The 23,428-nt window shown below is 66.9% G+C and carries 30 protein-coding genes; all 30 read left to right on the forward strand.

Translation table 11 applies throughout. The features are described 5' to 3' along the window. Positions 1-11: 11 nt before the first annotated feature. The 30 genes from fusA to ACWGJM_RS07610 all read left to right on the forward strand — a co-directional run bounded on the left by fusA (position 12) and on the right by ACWGJM_RS07610 (position 23,214). Positions 12-2,138 (forward strand): elongation factor G, encoded by a 2,127-nt coding sequence (gene fusA / locus ACWGJM_RS07465; RefSeq protein WP_453410720.1) that lies wholly within the window; start codon positions 12-14, stop codon positions 2,136-2,138. A 156-nt stretch (positions 2,139-2,294) separates the two neighbouring features. Beyond that, on the forward strand, positions 2,295-3,488 hold the full coding sequence (gene tuf, locus ACWGJM_RS07470) for an elongation factor Tu (protein ID WP_390741020.1): 1,194 nt from the start codon (positions 2,295-2,297) through the stop codon (positions 3,486-3,488). A gap of 271 nt (positions 3,489-3,759) precedes the next feature. After that, the gene (locus ACWGJM_RS07475; protein ID WP_453410721.1) at positions 3,760-6,792 is read left to right on the forward strand and encodes a glycosyl hydrolase 115 family protein; all 3,033 of its coding nucleotides are present in this window, start codon (positions 3,760-3,762) and stop codon (positions 6,790-6,792) included. 158 nt (positions 6,793-6,950) lie between these two features. Then, on the forward strand, positions 6,951-7,385 hold the full coding sequence (locus ACWGJM_RS07480; RefSeq protein WP_453410722.1) for a hypothetical protein: 435 nt from the start codon (positions 6,951-6,953) through the stop codon (positions 7,383-7,385). A 9-nt stretch (positions 7,386-7,394) separates the two neighbouring features. Next, a complete protein-coding gene (locus ACWGJM_RS07485; RefSeq protein WP_453410723.1) occupies positions 7,395-9,221 on the forward strand; it encodes an alpha/beta hydrolase in 1,827 nt (608 codons plus the stop codon). Next, the gene (locus tag ACWGJM_RS07490; RefSeq protein WP_453410724.1) at positions 9,218-10,165 is read left to right on the forward strand and encodes a hypothetical protein; all 948 of its coding nucleotides are present in this window, start codon (positions 9,218-9,220) and stop codon (positions 10,163-10,165) included. The genes ACWGJM_RS07485 and ACWGJM_RS07490 overlap by 4 nt, the downstream gene beginning before the upstream one ends. A 464-nt stretch (positions 10,166-10,629) precedes the next feature. Continuing rightward, positions 10,630-10,938: a 30S ribosomal protein S10 gene (gene rpsJ, locus ACWGJM_RS07495; protein ID WP_003948644.1), complete on the forward strand. Its 309-nt coding sequence runs from the start codon at positions 10,630-10,632 to the stop codon at positions 10,936-10,938. A 16-nt stretch (positions 10,939-10,954) separates the two neighbouring features. Then, complete coding sequence (rplC, locus tag ACWGJM_RS07500; protein WP_055517290.1) at positions 10,955-11,599, forward strand: 50S ribosomal protein L3; 645 nt, start codon at positions 10,955-10,957, stop codon at positions 11,597-11,599. Between the two features lie 8 nt (positions 11,600-11,607). After that, complete coding sequence (gene rplD, locus ACWGJM_RS07505) at positions 11,608-12,264, forward strand: 50S ribosomal protein L4 (RefSeq protein WP_453410725.1); 657 nt, start codon at positions 11,608-11,610, stop codon at positions 12,262-12,264. After that, positions 12,264-12,683 (forward strand): 50S ribosomal protein L23, encoded by a 420-nt coding sequence (gene rplW, locus ACWGJM_RS07510; protein ID WP_453410726.1) that lies wholly within the window; start codon positions 12,264-12,266, stop codon positions 12,681-12,683. The genes rplD and rplW overlap by 1 nt, the downstream gene beginning before the upstream one ends. A gap of 38 nt (positions 12,684-12,721) precedes the next feature. Further along, positions 12,722-13,558 (forward strand): 50S ribosomal protein L2, encoded by an 837-nt coding sequence (rplB, locus tag ACWGJM_RS07515; protein ID WP_018543909.1) that lies wholly within the window; start codon positions 12,722-12,724, stop codon positions 13,556-13,558. 12 nt (positions 13,559-13,570) lie between these two features. Next, positions 13,571-13,852 carry a 30S ribosomal protein S19 gene (gene rpsS, locus ACWGJM_RS07520; protein WP_019888752.1) on the forward strand — a complete coding sequence of 94 codons (282 nt, stop codon included), beginning with the start codon at positions 13,571-13,573 and terminating at the stop codon, positions 13,850-13,852. Positions 13,853-13,894: 42 nt separating this feature from the next. Beyond that, on the forward strand, positions 13,895-14,242 hold the full coding sequence (gene rplV / locus ACWGJM_RS07525) for a 50S ribosomal protein L22 (RefSeq protein ID WP_006130776.1): 348 nt from the start codon (positions 13,895-13,897) through the stop codon (positions 14,240-14,242). Continuing rightward, positions 14,242-15,081, forward strand: a complete 840-nt coding sequence (rpsC, locus tag ACWGJM_RS07530; protein ID WP_453410727.1) for a 30S ribosomal protein S3 — start codon at positions 14,242-14,244, stop codon at positions 15,079-15,081. Before rplV ends, rpsC begins: the two co-directional genes overlap by 1 nt. Before the next feature lie 5 nt (positions 15,082-15,086). Beyond that, positions 15,087-15,506, forward strand: a complete 420-nt coding sequence (gene rplP / locus ACWGJM_RS07535) for a 50S ribosomal protein L16 (RefSeq protein WP_132857211.1) — start codon at positions 15,087-15,089, stop codon at positions 15,504-15,506. Next, positions 15,506-15,730 carry a 50S ribosomal protein L29 gene (rpmC, locus tag ACWGJM_RS07540; protein ID WP_003974259.1) on the forward strand — a complete coding sequence of 75 codons (225 nt, stop codon included), beginning with the start codon at positions 15,506-15,508 and terminating at the stop codon, positions 15,728-15,730. The genes rplP and rpmC overlap by 1 nt, the downstream gene beginning before the upstream one ends. Further along, the gene (gene rpsQ / locus ACWGJM_RS07545) at positions 15,730-16,017 is read left to right on the forward strand and encodes a 30S ribosomal protein S17 (protein WP_003992363.1); all 288 of its coding nucleotides are present in this window, start codon (positions 15,730-15,732) and stop codon (positions 16,015-16,017) included. The genes rpmC and rpsQ overlap by 1 nt, the downstream gene beginning before the upstream one ends. A 101-nt stretch (positions 16,018-16,118) precedes the next feature. Continuing rightward, entirely contained in the window at positions 16,119-16,487 is a 369-nt protein-coding gene (gene rplN, locus ACWGJM_RS07550; protein ID WP_003992364.1) for a 50S ribosomal protein L14, read from the forward strand. 2 nt (positions 16,488-16,489) lie between these two features. Beyond that, the gene (rplX, locus tag ACWGJM_RS07555; protein WP_030967306.1) at positions 16,490-16,813 is read left to right on the forward strand and encodes a 50S ribosomal protein L24; all 324 of its coding nucleotides are present in this window, start codon (positions 16,490-16,492) and stop codon (positions 16,811-16,813) included. Next, positions 16,813-17,370, forward strand: coding sequence for a 50S ribosomal protein L5 (gene rplE / locus ACWGJM_RS07560; RefSeq protein WP_453410728.1), 558 nt, complete (start codon positions 16,813-16,815; stop codon positions 17,368-17,370). Before rplX ends, rplE begins: the two co-directional genes overlap by 1 nt. 5 nt (positions 17,371-17,375) lie before the next feature. Next, positions 17,376-17,561 (forward strand): type Z 30S ribosomal protein S14, encoded by a 186-nt coding sequence (locus ACWGJM_RS07565; RefSeq protein WP_003948630.1) that lies wholly within the window; start codon positions 17,376-17,378, stop codon positions 17,559-17,561. A 209-nt stretch (positions 17,562-17,770) separates the two neighbouring features. Beyond that, entirely contained in the window at positions 17,771-18,169 is a 399-nt protein-coding gene (gene rpsH, locus ACWGJM_RS07570) for a 30S ribosomal protein S8 (RefSeq protein WP_007494756.1), read from the forward strand. Between the two features lie 24 nt (positions 18,170-18,193). Next, positions 18,194-18,733, forward strand: a complete 540-nt coding sequence (gene rplF, locus ACWGJM_RS07575) for a 50S ribosomal protein L6 (RefSeq protein ID WP_317444886.1) — start codon at positions 18,194-18,196, stop codon at positions 18,731-18,733. A gap of 3 nt (positions 18,734-18,736) precedes the next feature. Next, entirely contained in the window at positions 18,737-19,120 is a 384-nt protein-coding gene (gene rplR, locus ACWGJM_RS07580; RefSeq protein WP_067299854.1) for a 50S ribosomal protein L18, read from the forward strand. Between the two features lie 41 nt (positions 19,121-19,161). Beyond that, on the forward strand, positions 19,162-19,767 hold the full coding sequence (gene rpsE, locus ACWGJM_RS07585) for a 30S ribosomal protein S5 (RefSeq protein WP_007494753.1): 606 nt from the start codon (positions 19,162-19,164) through the stop codon (positions 19,765-19,767). Positions 19,768-19,769: 2 nt separating this feature from the next. Beyond that, positions 19,770-19,952: a 50S ribosomal protein L30 gene (rpmD, locus tag ACWGJM_RS07590; RefSeq protein WP_003974250.1), complete on the forward strand. Its 183-nt coding sequence runs from the start codon at positions 19,770-19,772 to the stop codon at positions 19,950-19,952. 2 nt (positions 19,953-19,954) lie between these two features. Further along, positions 19,955-20,410 carry a 50S ribosomal protein L15 gene (rplO, locus tag ACWGJM_RS07595; protein WP_023547373.1) on the forward strand — a complete coding sequence of 152 codons (456 nt, stop codon included), beginning with the start codon at positions 19,955-19,957 and terminating at the stop codon, positions 20,408-20,410. Positions 20,411-20,644: 234 nt separating this feature from the next. Next, on the forward strand, positions 20,645-21,958 hold the full coding sequence (gene secY / locus ACWGJM_RS07600; RefSeq protein ID WP_453410729.1) for a preprotein translocase subunit SecY: 1,314 nt from the start codon (positions 20,645-20,647) through the stop codon (positions 21,956-21,958). After that, a complete protein-coding gene (locus ACWGJM_RS07605; RefSeq protein WP_453410730.1) occupies positions 21,958-22,623 on the forward strand; it encodes an adenylate kinase in 666 nt (221 codons plus the stop codon). Before secY ends, ACWGJM_RS07605 begins: the two co-directional genes overlap by 1 nt. Positions 22,624-22,833: 210 nt before the next feature. Further along, on the forward strand, positions 22,834-23,214 hold the full coding sequence (locus tag ACWGJM_RS07610; RefSeq protein WP_453410731.1) for a hypothetical protein: 381 nt from the start codon (positions 22,834-22,836) through the stop codon (positions 23,212-23,214). Positions 23,215-23,428: the final 214 nt, after the last annotated feature.

Genomic DNA, 23,428 nt, shown 5'->3' on the forward strand with positions numbered 1-23,428 from the left:
ACTGAAGCCTTATGGCTACCACTTCACTTGACCTGGCCAAGGTGCGCAACATCGGCATCATGGCCCACATCGACGCGGGCAAGACGACCACCACCGAGCGGATCCTGTTCTACACCGGTGTGTCTTACAAGATCGGTGAGGTCCACGACGGCGCTGCCACCATGGACTGGATGGAGCAGGAGCAGGAGCGTGGCATCACGATCACCTCTGCTGCCACCACCTGTCACTGGCCGCTGGAAGACGTCGACCACACCATCAACATCATCGACACGCCGGGCCACGTCGACTTCACCGTCGAGGTGGAGCGTTCGCTGCGCGTGCTTGACGGTGCCGTGACGGTGTTCGACGGCGTCGCCGGCGTTGAGCCGCAGTCCGAGACCGTGTGGCGTCAGGCGGACCGCTACGGCGTTCCGCGTATCTGCTTCGTCAACAAGCTCGACCGCACCGGTGCCGAGTTCCACCGCTGCGTCGACATGATCAGCGACCGCCTGGGCGCGCAGCCGATCGTCATGCAGCTCCCGATCGGTGCCGAGGCCGACTTCAAGGGCGTCGTCGACCTCGTGACGATGAAGGCCCTGGTCTGGTCCGCCGAGGCCACCAAGGGCGAGATGTACGACGTCGTCGACATCCCGGACACGCACGCCGAGGCTGCCGAGGAGTACCGCGGCAAGCTGCTCGAGGCCGTGGCCGAGAACGACGAAGAGATCATGGAGCTGTACCTGGAGGGCACCGAGCCCTCCGTGGAGCAGCTGTACGCCGCGATCCGTCGTATCACCATCGCGTCCGGCAAGTCCCAGGACACCACGGTCACCCCGGTGTTCTGCGGCACCGCGTTCAAGAACAAGGGCGTCCAGCCCCTGCTCGACGCGGTCGTGCGCTACCTTCCCTCGCCCCTGGACGTCGAGGCCATCGAGGGCCACGACGTCAAGGACCCGGAGACGGTCGTCAAGCGCAAGCCGTCCGAGGACGAGCCGCTGTCCGCGCTGGCGTTCAAGATCATGAGCGACCCGCACCTCGGCAAGCTCACCTTCGTCCGGGTCTACTCGGGCCGCCTGGAGTCCGGCACCTCGGTGCTGAACTCCGTCAAGGGCAAGAAGGAGCGCATCGGCAAGATCTACCGCATGCACGCGAACAAGCGTGAGGAGATCGACTCGGTGGGCGCCGGCGACATCATCGCCGTCATGGGTCTGAAGCAGACCACGACCGGTGAGACGCTGTGCGACGACAAGCAGCCGGTGATCCTGGAGTCCATGGACTTCCCGGCGCCGGTCATCCAGGTCGCCATCGAGCCCAAGTCGAAGGGCGACCAGGAGAAGCTGGGCGTCGCGATCCAGCGCCTGGCCGAGGAGGACCCCTCCTTCCAGGTGCACACCAACGAGGAGACCGGCCAGACCATCATCGGTGGTATGGGCGAGCTGCACCTCGAGGTGCTGGTCGACCGTATGCGCCGTGAGTTCAAGGTCGAGGCCAACGTCGGCAAGCCGCAGGTCGCCTACCGCGAGACGATCCGCAAGGCCGTCGAGCGCGTGGACTACACCCACAAGAAGCAGACCGGTGGTACCGGTCAGTTCGCCAAGGTGCAGATCGCGATCGAGCCCATCGAGGGCGGCGACGCCTCGTACGAGTTCGTGAACAAGGTGACCGGTGGCCGTATCCCGAAGGAGTACATCCCTTCGGTCGACGCCGGTGCGCAGGAGGCCATGCAGTTCGGCATCCTCGCCGGCTACGAGATGACGGGCGTCCGCGTCACGCTCATCGACGGTGGCTACCACGAGGTCGACTCCTCCGAGCTCGCCTTCAAGATCGCCGGTTCGCAGGCCTTCAAGGAGGCCGCGCGCAAGGCCAGCCCCGTGCTGCTCGAGCCGATGATGGCCGTCGAGGTCACCACGCCCGAGGACTACATGGGTGAGGTCATCGGCGACATCAACTCCCGCCGTGGTCAGATCCAGGCCATGGAGGAGCGGGCTGGTGCCCGCGTCGTGAAGGGCCTCGTGCCCCTGTCGGAGATGTTCGGCTACGTCGGCGACCTCCGCAGCAAGACGTCGGGTCGCGCAAGCTACTCGATGCAGTTCGACTCCTACGCCGAGGTTCCGCGGAACGTCGCCGAGGAGATCATCGCGAAGGCCAAGGGCGAGTAACGTTCAGCGTTCTCACGCTTTAGGCTTGACTCCGGAGCCTCAAGGGGCATTCAGCCGTATCACAGGATGAATGCCCCGGGTTCCGGGACTTAACAGCAAAGATCACCTGGCGCCGATGAAGTAAGGCGTACAGAACCACTCCACAGGAGGACCCCAGTGGCGAAGGCGAAGTTCGAGCGGACTAAGCCGCACGTCAACATCGGCACCATCGGTCACATCGACCACGGTAAGACGACCCTCACGGCCGCCATTACCAAGGTGCTGCACGACGCGTACCCGGAGCTGAACGAGGCCACCCCGTTCGACAACATCGACAAGGCGCCCGAGGAGCGCCAGCGCGGTATCACCATCTCCATCGCGCACGTCGAGTACCAGACCGAGGCGCGTCACTACGCCCACGTCGACTGCCCGGGTCACGCGGACTACATCAAGAACATGATCACCGGTGCCGCCCAGATGGACGGCGCGATCCTGGTGGTCGCCGCGACCGACGGCCCGATGCCGCAGACCAAGGAGCACGTGCTCCTGGCCCGCCAGGTCGGCGTTCCGTACATCGTCGTCGCCCTGAACAAGGCCGACATGGTGGACGACGAGGAGATCCTGGAGCTCGTCGAGCTCGAGGTCCGTGAGCTCCTCTCCGAGTACGAGTTCCCGGGCGACGACCTGCCGGTCGTCAAGGTCTCCGCTCTGAAGGCGCTCGAGGGCGACAAGGAGTGGACGCAGTCCGTCCTGGACCTCATGAACGCCGTCGACACCGCCATTCCGGAGCCGGAGCGCGACGTCGACAAGCCGTTCCTGATGCCGATCGAGGACGTCTTCACGATCACCGGTCGCGGTACGGTCGTCACCGGCCGTATCGAGCGTGGTGTCCTCAAGGTCAACGAGACCGTCGACATCATCGGCATCAAGACCGAGAAGACCACCACCACGGTCACCGGCATCGAGATGTTCCGCAAGCTGCTCGACGAGGGCCAGGCCGGTGAGAACGTCGGTCTGCTCCTCCGTGGCATCAAGCGCGAGGACGTCGAGCGCGGCCAGGTCATCATCAAGCCGGGCTCGGTCACCCCGCACACCGAGTTCGAGGCCCAGGCCTACATCCTCTCCAAGGACGAGGGTGGCCGCCACACGCCGTTCTTCAACAACTACCGTCCGCAGTTCTACTTCCGTACGACGGACGTGACCGGCGTCGTGACCCTCCCCGAGGGCACCGAGATGGTCATGCCGGGTGACAACACCGAGATGAAGGTGGAGCTCATCCAGCCCGTCGCCATGGAAGAGGGCCTGAAGTTCGCCATCCGTGAGGGTGGCCGGACCGTGGGCGCCGGCCAGGTCACCAAGATCAACAAGTGATCTTGAACTGACCCGGCAGGACTCTGCCTGGTAGCTCTGAAGTGCCCGTACGACTTCGGTCGTACGGGCACTTCGCTTTTTCAGGGCTTCAGGGCTTCGGGGCTTCAGGGCTTCCAGGGGTTCCAGGGGTTCCCGCGGGTCCGGGGGTTTCCGGCGGTTCCGGGGGCCCGGGTTCGAAACTATTCGGCGCGTACGACCCGTTGTCCCCTCGTGCCGCTCCGGCTCAGCATTTGTCATGCCGCTGACCAAATTCGGGTGGATGGGGTGAGGCATGTCTGTCAGGCGCAGGACTGTGCTGGGGGCGGGGCTCGCTTCGGTGCCGGCGCTGTCTTCGGGGGTCGCGGTCGCGTGGGCCGGGGGCGACGGCGACCTTCGGGTGACGGATCCGGGGGCGTACATCTCCTTCACCGGCGGGGCCTTCTCCCTGGTGGGCGCCCCGGTGGTGGTCAGCGCGGAGGATCATCCCGGAGTCGTACGGGTTGCGGGTGACCTCCGTGACGACATCGAGCGGGTGACCGGCGTCCGGCCGGGCTCCACCATCGGACGGCATCCGGTGCTCGTGGGTACGATCGGCCGCAGCCCGCTGATCGACGGGTTGATCGCGGCCGGGAAGCTCGACGTCACCGGCGTGCGCGGCAAGTGGGAGACCTCGCTGCAGACGGTCGTGGACCATCCGATGCCAGGGGTGGAACGCGCCCTCGTGATCGCGGGCAGCGACCAGCGCGGCACGGTCTTCGGCGTCTACGACGTCTCGTACGGCATCGGCGTCTCCCCCTGGCACTGGTGGGACGACGTCCCCCCGACCCGCAGGAGCGGCGTCTGGGTGCTGCCGGGCCGGTACACGCAGGGCACGCCTGCGGTGCAGTACCGCGGTTTCTTCATCAACGACGAGAACCCGGCCCTGGGCAGCTGGGCGCCGGCGTACTTCGGGCCGGGCAAGGCGGCGGGATACCCGGGCGGCTTCAACGCGGACTTCTACGCGAAGGTGTTCGAGGTCCTGCTGCGCCTGAAGGGCAACTACCTCTGGCCGGCGGTCTGGGGCAGGGCCTTCGCGGAGGACGACCCGGAGAATCACAGGCGCGCCGCCGCATACGGTGTTGTCATGGGCACGTCCCACGAGGCGCCGATGATGCGCGGCATCGAGGAATGGAACCGCCACGCGAGCGGCGGCAAGGATCCCTACGGCGGCACGGGGGAGTGGTCGTACCGCCGCAACGCCGAGGCGATCAAGAAGTACTGGCGCGCCGGCATCCAGCGCATGGTGGACGAGGACTTCGAGGGCGTCGTGACCCTGGGAATGCGCGGCAACGGCGACACGAGCCTCCCTGACGGCGACGGCATCGAACTCATGCAGGAGATCATCGCGACGCAGCGCCGGATCATCGAGGAGGTGACGGGCCGGCCCGCGTCGCAGACCCCGCAGGTGTGGACGCTGTACAAGGAGGTGCAGCGGTACTGGGACCGGGGACTGCGGGCACCGGACGACGTCACGGTCGTCCTGACCGACGACAACTGGGGCAACATCCGCAAGCACCCGGACCCGGCCGAGCCGACGAGGAGTGGCGGCTACGGCCTGTATTACCACTTCGACTACGTGGGCGCGGGCCGGAACTACAAGTGGGTCGACACGGCGAACCTGCGCAACACCTGGGACCAGCTCCACCAGGCGCACGCCTACGGCAACCACGGCTTGTGGGTGGCGAACGTCGGCGACCTCAAGGGCAACGAACTGCCGGCCGAGTTCTTCCTCACCTACGCCTGGAACCCGGACCGCTGGGACCTGGACCGGCTGGGCGAGTGGGAGCGGAGGTACGCCCGCCAGAACTTCGGCGGCGGGCAGGCGGAGGCGATCGGGGAGGTGCTGGCCGCGTACGGCCGGCTACAGGCCCGCCGCAAGCCGGAGCTGCTCAACCGCCGGATCACGCTGGACAGCGCCGGCCAGGTGGTCAACGACGACCAGCAGACCCCGTACTACTTCGGTCACCGGGAGCTGGAACGGGTGACGCACGAGTGGGAAGACCTGGCGCGCGAGGCGGACCGGATCGCGCGGAGGCTGCCGGCCGGGACGCAGGACGCGTGGTTCGAGCTGGTGGGCTACGAGGTGGCGGCGACCGCGAACCTGTACGCGCTACGGCAGGCGGAGTACCAGAACCTCCTCTACGCCGAGCAGGGCAGAGCGGCGACGAACGACCGCGCGGCGGAGGCGGAAGCCGGACTGGAGAAGGACTTCGAACTCGCCGACCGCTTCGACTCCGAAGTGGCCGGGGGCAAATGGAAGGGCTTCCAGACCCAGCCGCACATCGACTACGGGGACGTGGACCGGTACGGCCCGAACGCGCCGTGGCAGCAGCCGGAAAAGGACAATGTGGCGCTGCCCGACGTCCTCTTCCCGGCGGTGAAGCGGCTGGAGGTACCGGCCGACGCGGCCCTGGGCGTGTCGGTGGACGGCGCGGAGGACTCGGGGGAGTGGTGGCCGGGCGGTGCGTCGGGTCGGCAGGCGGTACTCCCGGAGTTCAGCCCGTACCAGACGCGGCCGCGGCAGTACGTGGAGGTCTACAACCGGGGCCGCGCTCCCTTCGACTACCGGGTGGAGACCTCGGCGCCGTGGCTGGTGGTGGACCCCCCGCGGGGACGGGTGGAGCAGCAGGTGCGGGTGGAGGTGTCGGTGGACTGGTCGCGGGCCCCGGTCGGCCGGTCGGAGGCGGAACTGACGGTCAGCGGGGCGGGGGGTTCGGTGACCGTGACCTGTATGGCGGAGAATCCGGTGGCGAGGGGACTACGGGGCTTCGTCGAGGCGGGCGGTTACGTGGCGATCGACGCGGGGCACCCTGTCCGTGCGGTCGGGGGGTGGCGGCGGCTGGACGGTGTCGGCCGCACCGGGGCCGGGATGACCCCATGGCCGGTGACGGGGGCGCGCCGGACGCCCGGAGGATCTTCGCCGCGGCTGGAATACGAGGTCAGCCTGTTGTCGGCGGGGGAGGTGACGGTGTGGGCGTACCAGTCACCACGGAACCCGGCCCTGCCGACGGGCGGGTTGCGGTACGGGGTGTCCCTGGACGGGGGAGACATCCAGACCGTCGACATCAACGTCGGCGCGGACGACGGCTTGCTCAACGCGGTCTGGGCCCGCAACACCTCCGACAACGTGAACCGCACGGCGACGCGGCACCCGGTGAGCCGGGCCGGGGTGCACCGGCTGAAGTTCTGGATGGTGGATCCGACGGTGGTGCTGCAGAGGTTGGTGATCGACACGGGCGGGCTGACGCCGACGTATCTGGGGCCGCTGGAGAGCAGGCGGGTGTGACGCGATCACGGTCCGGACGTGGAGATTCCGTGCGAGCCCCGGCCCCGCGCGTACCCCGGGCCGGGGCACGCTACGGTACTTACGATCACCGAACGCCTGTGCGGCGCCCCGGACTTCGTCCGCGGGGGTGACCGGAAGACACGGGGAGGGGGCCACGCATGGCGTGGAGTGAGTGGGAGCAGGTCAAGGCCGCGGCGGCCGAACGGCAGTCATCTCAGATGCAGTTGAACAGCGTTCCGCTGGATCCGGGCGGTTCCGGCACACTCGTGTCGGACCGGCCCGTGTGGGCCAGGGCCGGGCACGGCGTCGGCTCGCTGCGCGAGGGCATCGGCAAGGCCCTGGGACAGCTGGCCGACGACCAGGAAGGTCTCGGCAAGGGGTCCGGCTGCCAGACCGCGGCGGCCCAGAAGGACGTGTACGACTCGTGGGAGAAGTACGTCCGCAAGGTGATCGGCCGCTGCGAGAAGCTGGCGGACGTGCTGGAGAAGGCCGGCAACAACGAGCTGAAGACCGAAGAGGCGATCAAGGCCGAGATCGGCAACATGAAGATCGCCTACGCGGACACGCCGGCCGTCGGCGGCGAGGGGAAGTGACCGGGGGTCATGGATCTCGCCACGCTCAAGGCGCTCAAGCCGAGTGAGTACTCCGACGCGGCCGACGGGTACCGCACTACGAGTGACATGGCCGCCTCGGCCCAGGACAAGATCGACAACGAGGTCGCCCGGGCCATGCGGCAGTCCCTAAAGGGTGAGGGCGCGACCGCGGCCGTCGAGCAACTGCAGGCGCTCTCCCAGAACTTCCACTACATCCAGGTCGAGTGCGGTCTCGTCGCCACGGCGCTCGACGCCTTCGGTTACGAGATCGTGGCGGCCAAGAAGAAGCTCGAATCGGCGCTGGAGGACGCGCAGGCCGCGAAGTTCACGGTCGGCTCCGACGGCTCGGTGACCTATCCGGCGGGCGGCGACAAGACCGACGGCGAACTCCCCAAGGGTGGGTCGGCCGCCGGTACCACCGACCCCACGGTGGCCGCCATCAACCGCCAGGCGGGCAACTTCGACCCCAACCCCAACTTCAGGCTCGCCCAGGACATCGCCGACCGCGTCGCCAGCGCCCTGCAGGACGCCACCGAGGCCGACGACAAGTGGGCGCCGAAGCTGCGGGCGCTGAAGGCCGACGACGACCTGACCGTCTCCGCGGGTGACTGGGCGGACGTGAAGAAGGACACCGGCGGTGTCCTCAAGGGCGCCGACGACTATCTGAAGTCGCTCCCGCACCCGCCCGCCCACGGCACCCCCAAGGAGAACGCGGCGTGGTGGAAGGGCCTCACCGACGAGCAGCGGGCCGATTACGCGGCCGTCCACCCCGACTCGATCGGGGCGATGGACGGACTCCCGGCCGACGTGCGTGACGGGGCCAACCGCACCGTGCTCTCCGAGGCCCACGGCAAGGCGCAGCTGGAGTACGACGCCTGGCTGAAGAAGCATCCCGAACCCGAGAAGTACACCAACTACTTCAACCCGATGACGGGCACCGAGGTGAAGGGGGTGAAGGTCGAGAGCGAGGCGTGGAAGGACTGGGAGGAGGCCCGGAAGAGCGCCCGGGGCCCGCTCGATGGCATGGAGGCGATCGAGAGCCGCTTCGACAACTACGCCGACGACAGCACCCGCCCTTACCTGCTCGGCTTCGACGACAAGAACAACGGCCGCGTCATCGTCTCCATCGGCAACCCCGACACCGCGGACAACGTGGCGACCTATGTGCCCGGCACAGGCACCAAGCTGAGCAGCATCGACGGTGACATCCGCCGCGCCGAACTGCTCCAGGGCCAGGCGAGCGTCACCGACCCCGCCCACAAGACGGCGTCGATCATGTGGCTCGGCTACGACGCCCCGCAGGACCTCATGGGCGACGCGACCGATGCGAAGTACGCCGACAACGCCCGCGACTCGCTGAACAGCTTCCTGACCGGCGTCGACACCGTCCACAACGGAGATGTGAACTCCACGGTCCTCGGCCACAGTTATGGCACCCTCGTGGCCGGCGAGACCATGCGGGACCACCCCGACCTGCCCGTGGACAGGGCGATCCTCGTGGGCAGTCCCGGCGTGGGCGTCAATCACGCCAAGGACCTGAACATCCCGGCCGACCACGTGTACGCGGCCACGGCCAAGAACGACCTCGTGAACCTCGCCCCGCCGCCGGCCGGACGGCTGGCACCCCTGAACCCGATGGCCTACGCGCGGCTGTTCGACGACCATTCGATCATGTACGGGTACGATCCCACGTCCGACGAGTTCGGCGGACAGACGTTCAAGGTCGCCGACGGAGAGCTGCCGGGGTCGGACGGTCTGATGCCCGCCCACTCGCAGTACTGGGAGGGTGACTCCCTGAGGAACATGGCGAAGATCGCGACTGGAGGAACCCCATGAGGCTGTCCCGGACGATGTCGGCCGTCGCCGTGCTGGCGCTGACGGTCGCGGTAGCGGCGTGCGGGTCGGGGCAGACGGGGAACACCGGCGGCAGTACACCATCGAAGCAGGTCACCATGGACGAGCAGCAGGCAATCCAGCGCGCGGAGGAAGTCATCCACGAGGCCGTGGACGGCATGTCCCCCAAGCCGACCCTCAAGCGCACAGGGCTGTCGCCTGTCGGCGCCTGCGTCGCGGACGATCACAGCTCCGGCGAGCGCCGGCAGGTCGCCCTCACGTACCAGCTGACCGGGGTGCCCGGCAGCGCGGCGAAGAAGCTGGTGCGCCAGGCCCGGGACGCCTGGGTGAAGAAGGGCTACAAGTTCCAGAACTCGGACGGAGACTGGTCCGACCCCTTCCCCTCCGTGAGCATGCGCACCGTGCCCGACGACTTCTGGATGACCGCGCTCACGGGTATCGTCGACAAGGCCAAGGGCGAGGGACTGGCGGCCATCAGCGTGACGTCACCCTGCTTCGCGGCGGAGGGCACCGGCACCGCCGACCCGGCCTCCTTCCGGCAGACCACCTCCGACGAGCAGGCCGAGCGCCGCGCCCTCGACCACTCCAGCCGCCTCTATGACGTACTGCGGGTCAGGCACGCGCCCACGCGGGAGGGGGAGGGCCTCGGCACCTACCAGGACGGCGGGGACACGTACGCCCACCACGCCTGGTCGACCCAGCCGCTCGCGGAGGACGCGATGGCACAGGCGCTGGGACGGGCGCAGGCCCACCTGGAGGACACGGGGTGGACGGTCCGGACCCTCCCGACCGCGGCCGGCGCCCCCGCGGTCCTGGCCCGCAACGCGGCGGACCGGACCGTGGCCCAGCTGGCCCCCTCGGCCGACGGCACCCTCCGTGTGGCGGTGTCGACCCCGGCGGTGCGCCCGGCGTCCGCGACGGCGTGACCGCGGCGCTCAGCGCGCTGAGCGGCGGACACGCAGAGGCCATCGGTTTGACCTACATCACGTTCGGGGTATTCTCTCCGGCTCGATTGGCGGACACCCCGCCCCATATGGCAGACTGTCGGAGTTGCTCGGTCGAGTGTTGATGCTGCGCGCCTCCCGCCGGGAGGACCGGAAGCGAGTCCCACAGTACTCGTCGCCCTAACTGCCTGATGGCAGCACTGGGGCGGACGTACGGGAATCTTCCGGGAAGTGTGGGCGCGGCACCGGCCAGGCGCCCGGTGGGCCTGAGGTCCCTGGTCCGCGGTTCCGGAAGGGCCGTCGCATTCCGCAGGGATGTTCGAACAAGGGACATCTGTGTCGGCGGGAGCGCGACACACCCGACCGCGTGGGTCGGAGGAGCGAAGGCAGCAGAAGGAATCCGCCGGGTTCCAGAGCGTTAGAAGAGACAGGACTACTGAGTAGCCATGGCGGGACAGAAGATCCGCATCCGGCTCAAGGCCTACGACCACGAGGTCATCGACTCCTCGGCGAAGAAGATCGTCGAGACGGTGACCCGCACTGGTGCGTCGGTCGCGGGCCCGGTGCCGCTGCCCACTGAGAAGAACGTGTACTGCGTCATCAAGTCGCCGCACAAGTACAAGGACTCGCGCGAGCACTTCGAGATGCGCACGCACAAGCGCCTGATCGACATCCTCGACCCGACCCCCAAGACCGTTGACTCTCTGATGCGACTCGACCTCCCGGCCGGTGTCGACATCGAGATCAAGCTCTGAGGCTGGTGGGCTGAGAATGGCTAAGCAGATCAAGGGCATCCTGGGCGAGAAGCTCGGCATGACGCAGGTGTGGGACGAGAACAACCGCGTTGTTCCGGTCACCGTCGTCAAGGCCGGCCCGAATGTCGTGACCCAGGTCCGTACGAATGACGCCGACGGCTACGAGTCCGTCCAGATCGCGTTCGGCGAGATCGACCCGCGCAAGGTGAACAAGCCCCTCAAGGGCCACTTCGCCAAGGCCGACGTCACCCCCCGTCGCCACCTCGTCGAGATCCGCACCGCGGACGCCTCCGAGTACACGCTCGGCCAGGAGATCACCGCTGAGGTGTTCGAGGCCGGCGTGAAGGTCGACGTGACCGGCAAGAGCAAGGGCAAGGGCTTCGCCGGTGTCATGAAGCGTCACAACTTCAAGGGCCTCGGCGCCGGACACGGCACCCAGCGCAAGCACCGCTCCCCCGGTTCCATCGGTGGCTGCGCCACCCCGGGCCGCGTGTTCAAGGGCCTCCGCATGGCGGGTCGCATGGGCAACGAGCGGGTCACCACCCAGAACCTGACCGTCCACGCCGTTGACGCGGAGAAGGGTCTGCTGCTCATCAAGGGCGCGGTTCCCGGTCCGAACGGCGGCCTCGTCCTGGTCCGCACCGCGGCCAAGGGGGCCTGAGGTAACCGATGAGCACTGTTGACATCCTTTCGCCGGCGGGCGACAAGGCCGGTTCCGTCGAGCTCCCCGCGGAGATCTTCGACGTTGAGAAGATCAGCATCCCGCTGATCCACCAGGTCGTCGTCGCGCAGCTGGCCGCTGCCCGCCAGGGCACGCACAAGACCAAGACCCGCGGTGAAGTCCGTGGTGGCGGCAAGAAGCCGTACCGCCAGAAGGGCACCGGCCGCGCCCGTCAGGGTTCGACCCGTGCGCCGCAGTTCGCCGGCGGTGGCGTCGTCCACGGCCCGCAGCCGCGTGACTACTCGCAGCGGACCCCGAAGAAGATGAAGGCCGCGGCCCTGCGCCACGCCCTCACCGACCGGGCCCGCCACAACCGCATCCACGTCGTCTCCGGCGTCGTCGAGGGTGAGAACCCGTCGACGAAGGCCGCCCGGACGCTGTTCGGCAAGATCTCGGAGCGCAAGAACCTGCTCCTGGTCGTCGACCGCGCCGACGAGGCCGCGTGGCTGTCCGCCCGCAACCTGCCCCAGGTCCACATCCTGGAGCCGGGCCAGCTGAACACGTACGACGTTCTCGTCTCGGACGACGTGGTCTTCACCCAGGCCGCTTTCGAGTCCTTCGTGTCTGGCCCCAAGGCCGCTGACACCGAAGGGAGCGAGGCCTGATGGCTACGCGTCACCCGAGCATTGCCTCGAAGGCCGCCAAGGCCGCCAAGGCCGCGCGTCTCGCCAAGGCGAAGCGCCACGCCACCGAGGGCAAGAACACCGTCGAGACCCCGCTGAGCAAGTCGTACACGGACCCCCGTGACGTCCTGCTGAAGCCGGTCGTCTCCGAGAAGAGCTACGCGCTCCTCGACGAGAACAAGTACACGTTCATCGTCGACCCGAACGCCAACAAGACCCAGATCAAGCAGGCCGTCCAGGCGGTCTTCTCGGTCAAGGTCACCGGGGTCAACACGATCAACCGCCAGGGCAAGCGCAAGCGGACCAAGAGCGGCTTCGGCAAGCGTGCCGACAGCAAGCGCGCGATCGTGACCCTCGCCGAGGGCGACCGTATCGACATCTTCGGCGGTCCGACCGCGTAAGCGGGTCGGATCGTCCGATATCGGACGAGGACTGAGAAATGGGAATCCGCAAGTACAAGCCGACTACGCCGGGCCGTCGTGGCGCCAGCGTCGCCGACTTCGTCGAGGTCACGCGGTCCACGCCGGAGAAGTCGCTGGTCCGCCCGCTGCACAGCAAGGGCGGCCGTAACAACGCCGGTCGTGTGACCGTTCGCCACCAGGGTGGCGGACACAAGCGCGCCTACCGCGTGATCGACTTCCGTCGTCACGACAAGGACGGCGTGCCGGCGAAGGTCGCGCACATCGAGTACGACCCCAACCGCACCGCGCGCATCGCGCTGCTGCACTACGCGGACGGCGAGAAGCGCTACATCCTCGCCCCGCGCAACCTCCAGCAGGGTGACCGCGTCGAGAACGGTCCCGGGGCCGACATCAAGCCGGGCAACAACCTGGCCCTCCGCAACATCCCGGTCGGTACCACGATCCACGCGATCGAGCTCCGTCCCGGTGGCGGTGCCAAGTTCGCCCGCTCTGCCGGTGCCTCCGTGCAGCTGCTCGCGAAGGAGGGCGCCTACGCCCACCTCCGCATGCCGTCCGGTGAGATCCGCCTGGTCGACGTGCGCTGCCGCGCCACCGTCGGCGAGGTCGGCAACGCCGAGCAGAGCAACATCAACTGGGGTAAGGCCGGCCGTAAGCGGTGGCTGGGCGTTCGCCCGACCGTCCGTGGTGTCGTGATGAACCCGGTTGACCACCCGCACGGTGGTGGTGAGGGCCGGACCTCCGGTGGTCGCCACCCTGTGTCCCCGTGGGGCAAGAAGGAAGGCCGTACTCGTTCGCCCAAGAAGGCTTCGAACAAGTACATCGTCCGCCGCCGCAAGACGAACAAGAAGCGCTAAGGACGGGTTGAGATGCCTCGTAGCTTGAAGAAGGGACCCTTCGTCGACGACCACCTGGTCAAGAAGGTGGACGCTCAGAACGAAGCCGGTACCAAGAACGTCATCAAGACCTGGTCCCGCCGCTCGATGATCATCCCGGCGATGCTCGGCCACACGATCGCGGTGCACAACGGCAAGACCCACATCCCGGTGTTTGTCACCGAGTCGATGGTCGGCCACAAGCTCGGCGAGTTCTCGCCGACGCGCACCTTCCGGGGTCACGTCAAGGACGACCGGAAGTCGAAGCGCCGCTAGTAGCGGGGTGGAATGACCATGACAGACACTGGAAGGACAACCATGGAAGCCAGGGCCCAGGCGCGGTACATCCGCGTCACGCCCATGAAGGCCCGCCGCGTGGTGGACCTTATCCGTGGCATGGACGCCACGGAGGCTCAGGCGGTCCTGCGTTTCGCCCCGCAGGCCGCGAGCGTGCCGGTCGGCAAGGTGCTGGACAGCGCCATCGCCAACGCCGCGCACAACTACGACCACACCGATGTCGACAGCCTCTTCATCTCCGAGGCCTACGTCGACGAGGGCCCGACCCTGAAGCGGTTCCGTCCGCGTGCCCAGGGCCGTGCCTACCGGATCCGCAAGCGGACCAGCCACATCACCGTGGTCGTCAGCAGCAAGGAAGGAACCCGGTAATGGGCCAGAAGGTTAACCCGCATGGGTTCCGGCTCGGTGTCACCACGGACTTCAAGTCCCGGTGGTACGCCGACAAGCTGTACAAGGACTACGTCAAGGAAGACGTCGCCATCCGTCGGATGATGACGTCCGGCATGGAGCGCGCCGGCATCTCCAAGGTCGAGATCGAGCGCACCCGTGACCGCGTGCGTGTGGACATCCACACCGCTCGTCCGGGCATCGTCATCGGCCGCCGTGGCGCCGAGGCCGACCGCATCCGCGGTGACCTCGAGAAGCTCACGGGCAAGCAGGTCCAGCTGAACATCCTCGAGGTCAAGAACCCCGAGACCGACGCTCAGCTGGTCGCCCAGGCCGTCGCCGAGCAGCTCTCCTCCCGCGTCTCCTTCCGTCGGGCCATGCGCAAGAGCATGCAGTCCGCCATGAAGGCCGGCGCCAAGGGCATCAAGATCCAGTGCGGTGGCCGCCTCGGCGGCGCCGAGATGTCCCGCTCGGAGTTCTACCGCGAGGGCCGCGTGCCCCTGCACACGCTCCGTGCGAACGTGGACTACGGCTTCTTCGAGGCCAAGACGACCTTCGGCCGCATCGGTGTGAAGGTCTGGATCTACAAGGGCGACGTCAAGAACATCGCCGAGGTCCGCGCCGAGAACGCTGCCGCCCGTGCGGGTAACCGCCCGGCTCGCGGTGGCGGTGCCGACCGCCCGGCCCGTGGTGGCCGTGGTGGCGAGCGGCGCGGTCGCAAGCCGCAGCAGGCTGCCGGCGCCGAGGCCCCCAAGGCCGAGGCTCCCGCGTCCGCTCCGGCTGAGGCGCCGTCCTCTTCTACTGGCGGAACGGAGGCCTGACCGAAATGCTGATCCCCCGTAGGGTCAAGCACCGCAAGCAGCACCACCCGAAGCGCCGTGGTCAGGCCAAGGGCGGTACGACGGTTGCGTTCGGCGAGTACGGCATCCAGGCCCTCACGCCGGCGTACGTGACCAACCGCCAGATCGAGGCGGCCCGTATCGCGATGACCCGCCACATCAAGCGTGGCGGCAAGGTCTGGATCAACATCTACCCGGACCGCCCCCTGACCAAGAAGCCCGCCGAGACCCGCATGGGTTCCGGTAAGGGTTCGCCGGAGTGGTGGATCGCGAACGTTCACCCGGGTCGGGTGATGTTCGAGCTGTCCTACCCGAACGAGAAGATCGCCCGTGAGGCGCTCCTTCGCGCGGCCCACAAGCTGCCGATGAAGTGCCGGATCGTCAAGCGCGAGGCAGGTGAAGCGTGATGTCGGCCGGTACCAAGGCGTCCGAGCTGCGCGAGCTGGGCAACGAGGAGCTTCTGGCGAAGCTCCGCGAGGCCAAGGAAGAGCTGTTCAACCTCCGCTTCCAGGCGGCGACCGGTCAGCTCGAGAACCACGGTCGGCTGAAGGCCGTCCGTAAGGACATCGCGCGGATCTACACCCTGATGCGTGAGCGCGAGCTGGGCATCGAGACGGTGGAGAGCGCCTGATGAGTGAGAGCAACGTGACTGAGCAGACTGCAGAGGCCCGCGGCTTCCGCAAGACCCGTGAGGGTCTCGTCGTCAGCGACAAGATGGACAAGACCGTCGTCGTCGCCGTCGAGGACCGCGTCAAGCACGCGCTGTACGGCAAGGTCATCCGCCGTACCAACAAGCTCAAGGCGCACGACGAGCAGAACGCCGCGGGTGTCGGCGACCGCGTCCTCCTCATGGAGACCCGGCCGCTGTCCGCGACGAAGCGCTGGCGCGTCGTCGAGATCCTCGAGAAGGCCAAGTAATTTCCTGCGGGACCAACCCCGCAGGTCAGTTCCGCCAGGCTCGGCAGGGGTCCTCTACTTGAGGCCCCTGCCGGGAACCGGCAGACGATCAGGAGATAGACGTGATCCAGCAGGAGTCGCGACTGCGCGTCGCCGACAACACTGGTGCGAAGGAGATCCTTTGCATCCGTGTGCTCGGTGGCTCCGGTCGCCGCTACGCGGGCATCGGTGACGTCATCGTCGCCACCGTCAAGGACGCGATCCCCGGCGGCAACGTGAAGAAGGGTGACGTCATCAAGGCGGTCATCGTTCGCACCGTCAAGGAGCGCCGCCGTCCGGACGGCTCGTACATCCGCTTCGACGAGAACGCCGCCGTCATTCTGAAGAACGACGGCGACCCTCGTGGCACCCGTATCTTCGGCCCGGTCGGCCGTGAGCTGCGCGAGAAGAAGTTCATGAAGATCATCTCGCTGGCTCCGGAGGTGCTGTAAGCATGAAGATCAAGAAGGGCGACCTGGTCCAGGTCATCACCGGTAAGGACAAGGGCAAGCAGGGCAAGGTCATCGCGGCCTACCCCCGCGAGGACCGGGTCCTGGTCGAGGGTGTCAACCGGGTCAAGAAGCACACCAAGGCCGGTCCGACCGCTCGCGGTTCGCAGGCCGGCGGCATCGTCACGACCGAGGCGCCCGTCCACGTCTCCAACGTCCAGCTGGTCGTTGAGAAGGACGGCAACAAGGTTGTCACGCGTGTCGGTTACCGCTTCGACGACGAAGGCAACAAGATCCGCGTTGCCAAGCGGACGGGTGAGGACATCTGATGGCTACCACCACTGCTCCGCGTCTGAAGCAGAAGTACCGCGAGGAGATCGCGGGCAAGCTGCGTGACGAGTTCAAGTACGAGAACGTCATGCAGATTCCCGGCCTCGTCAAGATCGTGGTCAACATGGGTGTGGGCGACGCCGCCCGCGACTCCAAGCTGATCGAGGGCGCGATCCGCGACCTCACCACGATCACCGGTCAGAAGCCGGCCGTCACCAAGGCCCGCAAGTCCATCGCGCAGTTCAAGCTGCGTGAGGGCCAGCCGATCGGTGCCCACGTCACGCTCCGTGGCGACCGCATGTGGGAGTTCCTGGACCGCACCCTGTCGCTCGCGCTGCCGCGCATCCGCGACTTCCGCGGCCTGTCCCCCAAGCAGTTCGACGGCCGTGGCAACTACACCTTCGGTCTCACGGAGCAGGTCATGTTCCACGAGATCGACCAGGACAAGATCGACCGTACCCGGGGCATGGACATCACCGTGGTCACCACGGCGACCAACGACGCTGAGGGCCGTGCGCTCCTTCGTCACCTCGGCTTCCCGTTCAAGGAGGCGTGAGCGAGATGGCGAAGAAGGCTCTGATTGCCAAGGCTGCTCGCAAGCCCAAGTTCGGTGTGCGTGGCTACACCCGCTGCCAGCGCTGCGGCCGTCCGCACTCCGTGTACCGCAAGTTCGGCCTGTGCCGCGTGTGCCTTCGTGAGATGGCTCACCGTGGCGAGCTGCCGGGCGTGACCAAGAGCTCCTGGTAATCCCCCTTTTAGGGATTCCGGAAGCTCTCGGTAAGCATCTGGGTCGGCAGGGGCCCTTCTCCGCATGCCTTAGGCTTGTGGGGTTGGGCGTCTGCCGCCCGTACGACTTACTACGCCGTAGGTCCACCGCGCCGCACCCGTCCCGTCTCGGATCGGGGAGAGGGATGGCGCACCAGGAAACCCCGGCGAGAGAGGCCGAAGGCCAATTCATGACCATGACTGATCCGATCGCAGACATGCTTACGCGTCTGCGTAACGCGAACTCGGCATACCACGACTCCGTGACGATGCCGGCATCGAAGATCAAGTCGCACATCGCGGAGATCCTCCAGCAGGAGGGCTTCATCACGGGCTGGAAGATCGAGGACGCCGAGGTCGGTAAGAACCTCGTCCTCGAGCTGAAGTTCGGCCCGAACCGTGAGCGCTCCATCGCGGGCATCAAGCGGATCTCCAAGCCCGGTCTCCGGGTGTACGCGAAGTCCACCAACCTGCCGAAGGTGCTGGGCGGCCTCGGCGTGGCGATCATCTCCACGTCGCACGGGCTCCTCACCGACAAGCAGGCCGGCAAGAAGGGCGTGGGTGGGGAAGTCCTCGCCTACGTCTGGTAGCGGAAGGGAACGGAGGAAACAGCTATGTCGCGTATTGGCAAGCTCCCCATCACGGTTCCCGCCGGCGTGGACGTCACCATCGACGGCCGTACGGTCTCGGTCAAGGGCCCCAAGGGCTCGCTGACCCACACCGTCGTCGCGCCGATCGACATCGTCAAGGGTGAGGACGGCGTCCTGAACGTCACCCGCCCGAACGACGAGCGTCAGAACAAGGCCCTGCACGGCCTGTCCCGCACGCTGGTGGCGAACATGATCACCGGCGTGACCCAGGGTTACGTGAAGAAGCTCGAGATCAGCGGTGTCGGTTACCGCGTGACCGCCAAGGGCTCGAACCTTGAGTTCGCGCTCGGCTACAGCCACCCGATCACCGTCGAGGCGCCCGAGGGCATCACCTTCAAGGTGGAGACCCCGACCCGCTTCCAGGTCGAGGGCATCGACAAGCAGAAGGTCGGCGAGGTTGCGGCCAACATCCGCAAGCTGCGCAAGCCTGACCCGTACAAGGCCAAGGGCGTCAAGTACGAGGGCGAAGTCATCCGCCGCAAGGTCGGAAAGGCGGGTAAGTAAGCCATGGCATACGGGCAGAAGATCCTCAAGGGCGACGCCTACAAGCGCGCCGCGATCAAGCGCCGTCACATCCGGATCCGCAAGCGGATCGCCGGTACGGCGGAGCGTCCCCGTCTGGTCGTGACCCGCTCCAACCGCCACATCGTGGCGCAGGTGATCGACGACCTCAAGGGCCACACCCTGGCGTCCGCGTCCACCCTGGACGCGTCCGTCCGCGGTGGCGAGGGCGACAAGTCCTCGCAGGCCAAGCAGGTCGGCGCCCTGGTCGCCGAGCGTGCCAAGGCCGCCGGTGTCGAGGCTGTCGTGTTCGACCGTGGTGGTAACCAGTACGCCGGGCGCATCGCCGCCCTGGCGGACGCCGCCCGCGAGGCCGGGCTCAAGTTCTGAGCCGGTTCCGTAGCTAGCGGAAACAGAGAGAGGTAATTCCAATGGCTGGACCCCAGCGCCGCGGTGGCGGTGCCGGTGGCGGCGAGCGGCGGGACCGGAAGGGCCGTGACGGCGGCGCTGCTGCCGCCGAGAAGACCGCGTACGTTGAGCGCGTCGTCGCGATCAACCGCGTCGCCAAGGTTGTGAAGGGTGGTCGTCGCTTCAGCTTCACCGCGCTGGTCGTGGTGGGCGACGGTGACGGCACCGTGGGTGTCGGTTACGGCAAGGCCAAGGAGGTGCCGGCCGCCATCGCCAAGGGTGTTGAGGAGGCCAAGAAGCACTTCTTCAAGGTCCCCCGGATCCAGGGCACCATCCCCCACCCCATCCAGGGTGAGAAGGCTGCCGGCGTCGTGCTGCTCAAGCCCGCGTCCCCCGGTACCGGTGTTATCGCCGGTGGTCCGGTGCGTGCCGTGCTCGAGTGCGCCGGTATCCACGACATCCTGTCGAAGTCGCTCGGCTCCGACAACGCGATCAACATCGTGCACGCGACCGTGGCGGCCCTCAAGGGCCTGCAGCGTCCCGAGGAGGTCGCGGCCCGCCGTGGTCTGCCGCTCGAGGACGTCGCTCCCGCGGCTCTGCTGCGTGCGCGTGCCGGGGCGGGTGCGTAATCATGGCGCAGCTCAAGATCACGCAGGTCAAGTCCTACATCGGCAGCAAGCAGAACCACCGTGACACCCTGCGTTCCCTTGGTCTCAAGGGCATCAACACGCAGGTCGTCAAGGAGGACCGCCCCGAGTTCCGCGGCATGGTGCACACCGTCCGCCACCTCGTGACGGTCGAGGAGGTCGACTGATCATGGCGGAGCAGAACCCGCTCAAGATCCACAACCTCCGTCCCGCCCCGGGCGCCAAGACCGCCAAGACCCGTGTGGGTCGTGGTGAGGCGTCGAAGGGTAAGACGGCCGGTCGTGGTACCAAGGGCACCAAGGCCCGCTACCAGGTTCCGGAGCGCTTCGAGGGCGGGCAGATGCCCCTCCACATGCGTCTCCCGAAGCTGAAGGGCTTCAAGAACCCGTTCAAGACCGAGTTCCAGGTCGTGAACCTCGACAAGCTGGCCGCGCTTTACCCCGAGGGTGGCGAGGTCACGGTCGAGGGTCTGGTGGCCAAGGGTGCCGTTCGCAAGAACAGCCTCGTCAAGGTCCTCGGCCAGGGCGAGATCTCCGTGGCGCTCCAGGTGACGGTCGACGCCGTCTCCGGTTCCGCCAAGGAGAAGATCACCGCCGCCGGCGGTACGGTCACCGAGCTCGTCTGAACCCCTCAGGCGCCTCGATGACGTGAGCGATCCCGACCGGGGATACCCCACATTTTGGGGTATCCCCGGTTGGTCGTTCCAGAGGGGGCGGTCTCGCCGGTAAGGTGGCCTGCACTGCCCACTTTCACTGGGTGCTCACATCGGGCACTCTGAGCGGCAGTTGACCGTTACGTATTTGTCGAAAACTCAGACCATCACCCTTGACGCAGTTGCGCGGGGGTCGCAGGAGGCACCGTGCTCACCGCGTTCGCCCGGGCGTTCAGGACGCCCGACCTGCGCAAGAAGCTGCTCTTCACGCTGGGCATCATCGTGGCGTACCGAGTCGGTACCCACGTTCCGATCCCCGGTGTCAACTACCAGGCCGTCCAGACGTGCGTGACCGAGGCGTCCGGCAATCAGGGCATCTTCGGTCTGGTCAACATGTTCAGCGGCGGCGCGCTGCTCCAGATCACCATCTTCGCGCTCGGGATCATGCCGTACATCACGGCGAGCATCATCCTTCAGCTGCTGACCGTGGTCATTCCGCGCCTGGAGGCCCTGAAGAAGGAGGGCCAGGCGGGTACCACGAAGATCACGCAGTACACCCGCTACCTGACCGTGGCGCTCGCCATCCTGCAGGGCACCGGCCTGGTGGCCACCGCCCGCAGTGGCGCCCTGTTCGGCAGCTGCTCGGCCGCCAGCCAGATCGTTCCGAACCAGGCGATCTTCACCACCATCACCATGGTCGTCTGCATGACCGCCGGTACGGCCGTGGTCATGTGGCTCGGTGAGCTCATCACCGACCGGGGCATCGGCAACGGCATGTCGATCCTGATGTTCATCTCGATCGCCGCGACCTTCCCGTCCTCACTGTGGGCCATCAAGAAGCAGGGCACCCTGGCCGGCGGCTGGATCGAGTTCGGCACCGTGATCCTGGTGGGCCTGGTCATGGTCGGCCTGGTGGTCTTCGTCGAGCAGGCCCAGCGCCGCATCCCCGTGCAGTACGCGAAGCGCATGATCGGCCGTCGCTCGTATGGCGGTACGTCCACCTACATCCCCTTGAAGGTGAACCAGGCGGGTGTGATTCCCGTCATCTTCGCGTCGTCGCTGCTCTACATCCCGGCGCTGGTGGCCCAGTTCTCCGGCAGTAAATCGGGCTGGGCGACGTGGGTCGAGCAGAACCTGACCAAGGGCAATCACCCGATTTACATCACTCTGTACTTCTTGCTCATCGTGTTCTTCGCGTTCTTCTACGTGGCGATCTCCTTCAACCCCGAGGAAGTCGCCGACAACATGAAGAAGTATGGTGGCTTTATCCCGGGCATCCGGGCTGGCCGACCGACCGCTGAGTACCTCAGCTACGTGCTCAACCGGATCACCTGGCCGGGTTCGCTGTATCTGGGTCTGATCGCTCTCGTACCGACAATGGCGTTGGTCGGCTTCGACGCAAGCCAGAACTTCCCGTTCGGCGGGACCAGCATCCTGATCATCGTGGGTGTGGGGCTTGAGACGGTGAAGCAGATCGAGAGCCAGCTCCAGCAGCGCAATTACGAAGGGTTCCTCCGCTGATGCGAATCGTGCTCGTCGGGCCGCCGGGCGCCGGTAAGGGAACGCAGGCAGTACGCCTTGCCGAGAAGCTGCGCATCCCGCACATCTCCACGGGTGACCTGTTCCGCGCGAACATCAGCCAGCAGACGGAGCTCGGGAAGCTCGCGAAGTCCTACATGGACGCCGGCAACCTCGTCCCCGACGAAGTCACCATCGCCATGGCCAAGGACCGCATGGAGCAGCCGGACGCCGAGGGCGGTTTCCTGCTGGACGGCTTCCCGCGCAACGTCTCCCAGGCCGAGGCGCTGGACGAGCTGCTCGAGAACGAGGGCATCAAGCTCGATGCGGTACTCGACCTCGAGGTACCCGAGGAAGAGGTCGTGAAGCGGATCGCCGGCCGACGGATCTGCCGCAAGGACTCCTCCCACGTCTTCCACGTGACGTACACCCCGCCCAAGCAGGAGGGCGTCTGCGACGTCTGCGGCGGTGAGCTCTACCAGCGTGACGACGACTCCGAGGAGACGGTCCGCAAGCGGCTGGAGGTCTACCACACGCAGACCGAGCCGATCATCGACTACTACAAGGCTCAGGGGCTGGTCCGTACGATCTCCTCGCTGGGCCCGGTGGACGAGATCACGCAGCGCGCGCTGGAGGCGCTCAAGCGCGAAACGGCCGAGAACAAGTAGATCGCGGACCGTCCGGCCGCGGCGCCCTCCGGGGCGCCGCGGCCGTGGTGTTGTGTACAAGGCTGCTCCGGCCACGGGCCGGAGCAGCCTTTGTCAATGCTCGACGAGGTAAGAAATTGATGTGGACATGCGACGCATGGGCCACATAGTGTTCATGTGACCTCACCGGCAACACCGGTGACGCACAACCTTGTTGGGGGAATAGAAGTAATGATCAACTCGAAGCTCGCGCGTGCAGCCATGGTGGTCGGCGCGTCCGCCGCCCTGGTGGTCGGGCTGGGCGCTTCGGCGCAGGCCGACAGCGACAAGCAGATCAACCTTCCGTCGGGCCGTGGTTACATGCACTTCCACGACGACGGCGACGTGTTCTCGGTCTGTGACACCAAGGCCGACGGTTACGGGGTGACCGGTGCCCTGTGGGTCCGGAACTCCGCCGGCATCGAGTCGCAGCTGTGGACCCTTGACGACGGCGGCGACTCCGGCTGCGACAAGAAGGGCGAGAACATCGGCCAGCTCTCCGTCTACAAGATGCAGGTCTGGTGGAACGGTGGCGGCGCTGCCGTCTGGTCGCCGCAGTGGTTCAACGAGTAAACCGCGGACGCGTTAGCTCTCGACCCACGTGCTGATGCTGCACCTGCTCGTGGGTAGAGATCCGCTCCAGAGGGGCTGCTCCGGTGTTGCGGGAGCAGCCCCTTCGCTGTTGTCCGTACACCTGCCGACCAGATCTGTCCCAGTCGTCTCTCTCGTGAAGGTACGAGCATGGCTCCCGACCCGCATGCCCGCGCGGCGTTCAAAACGTCCTCCC

The organism is Streptomyces sp. NPDC054834, assembly GCF_053611185.1.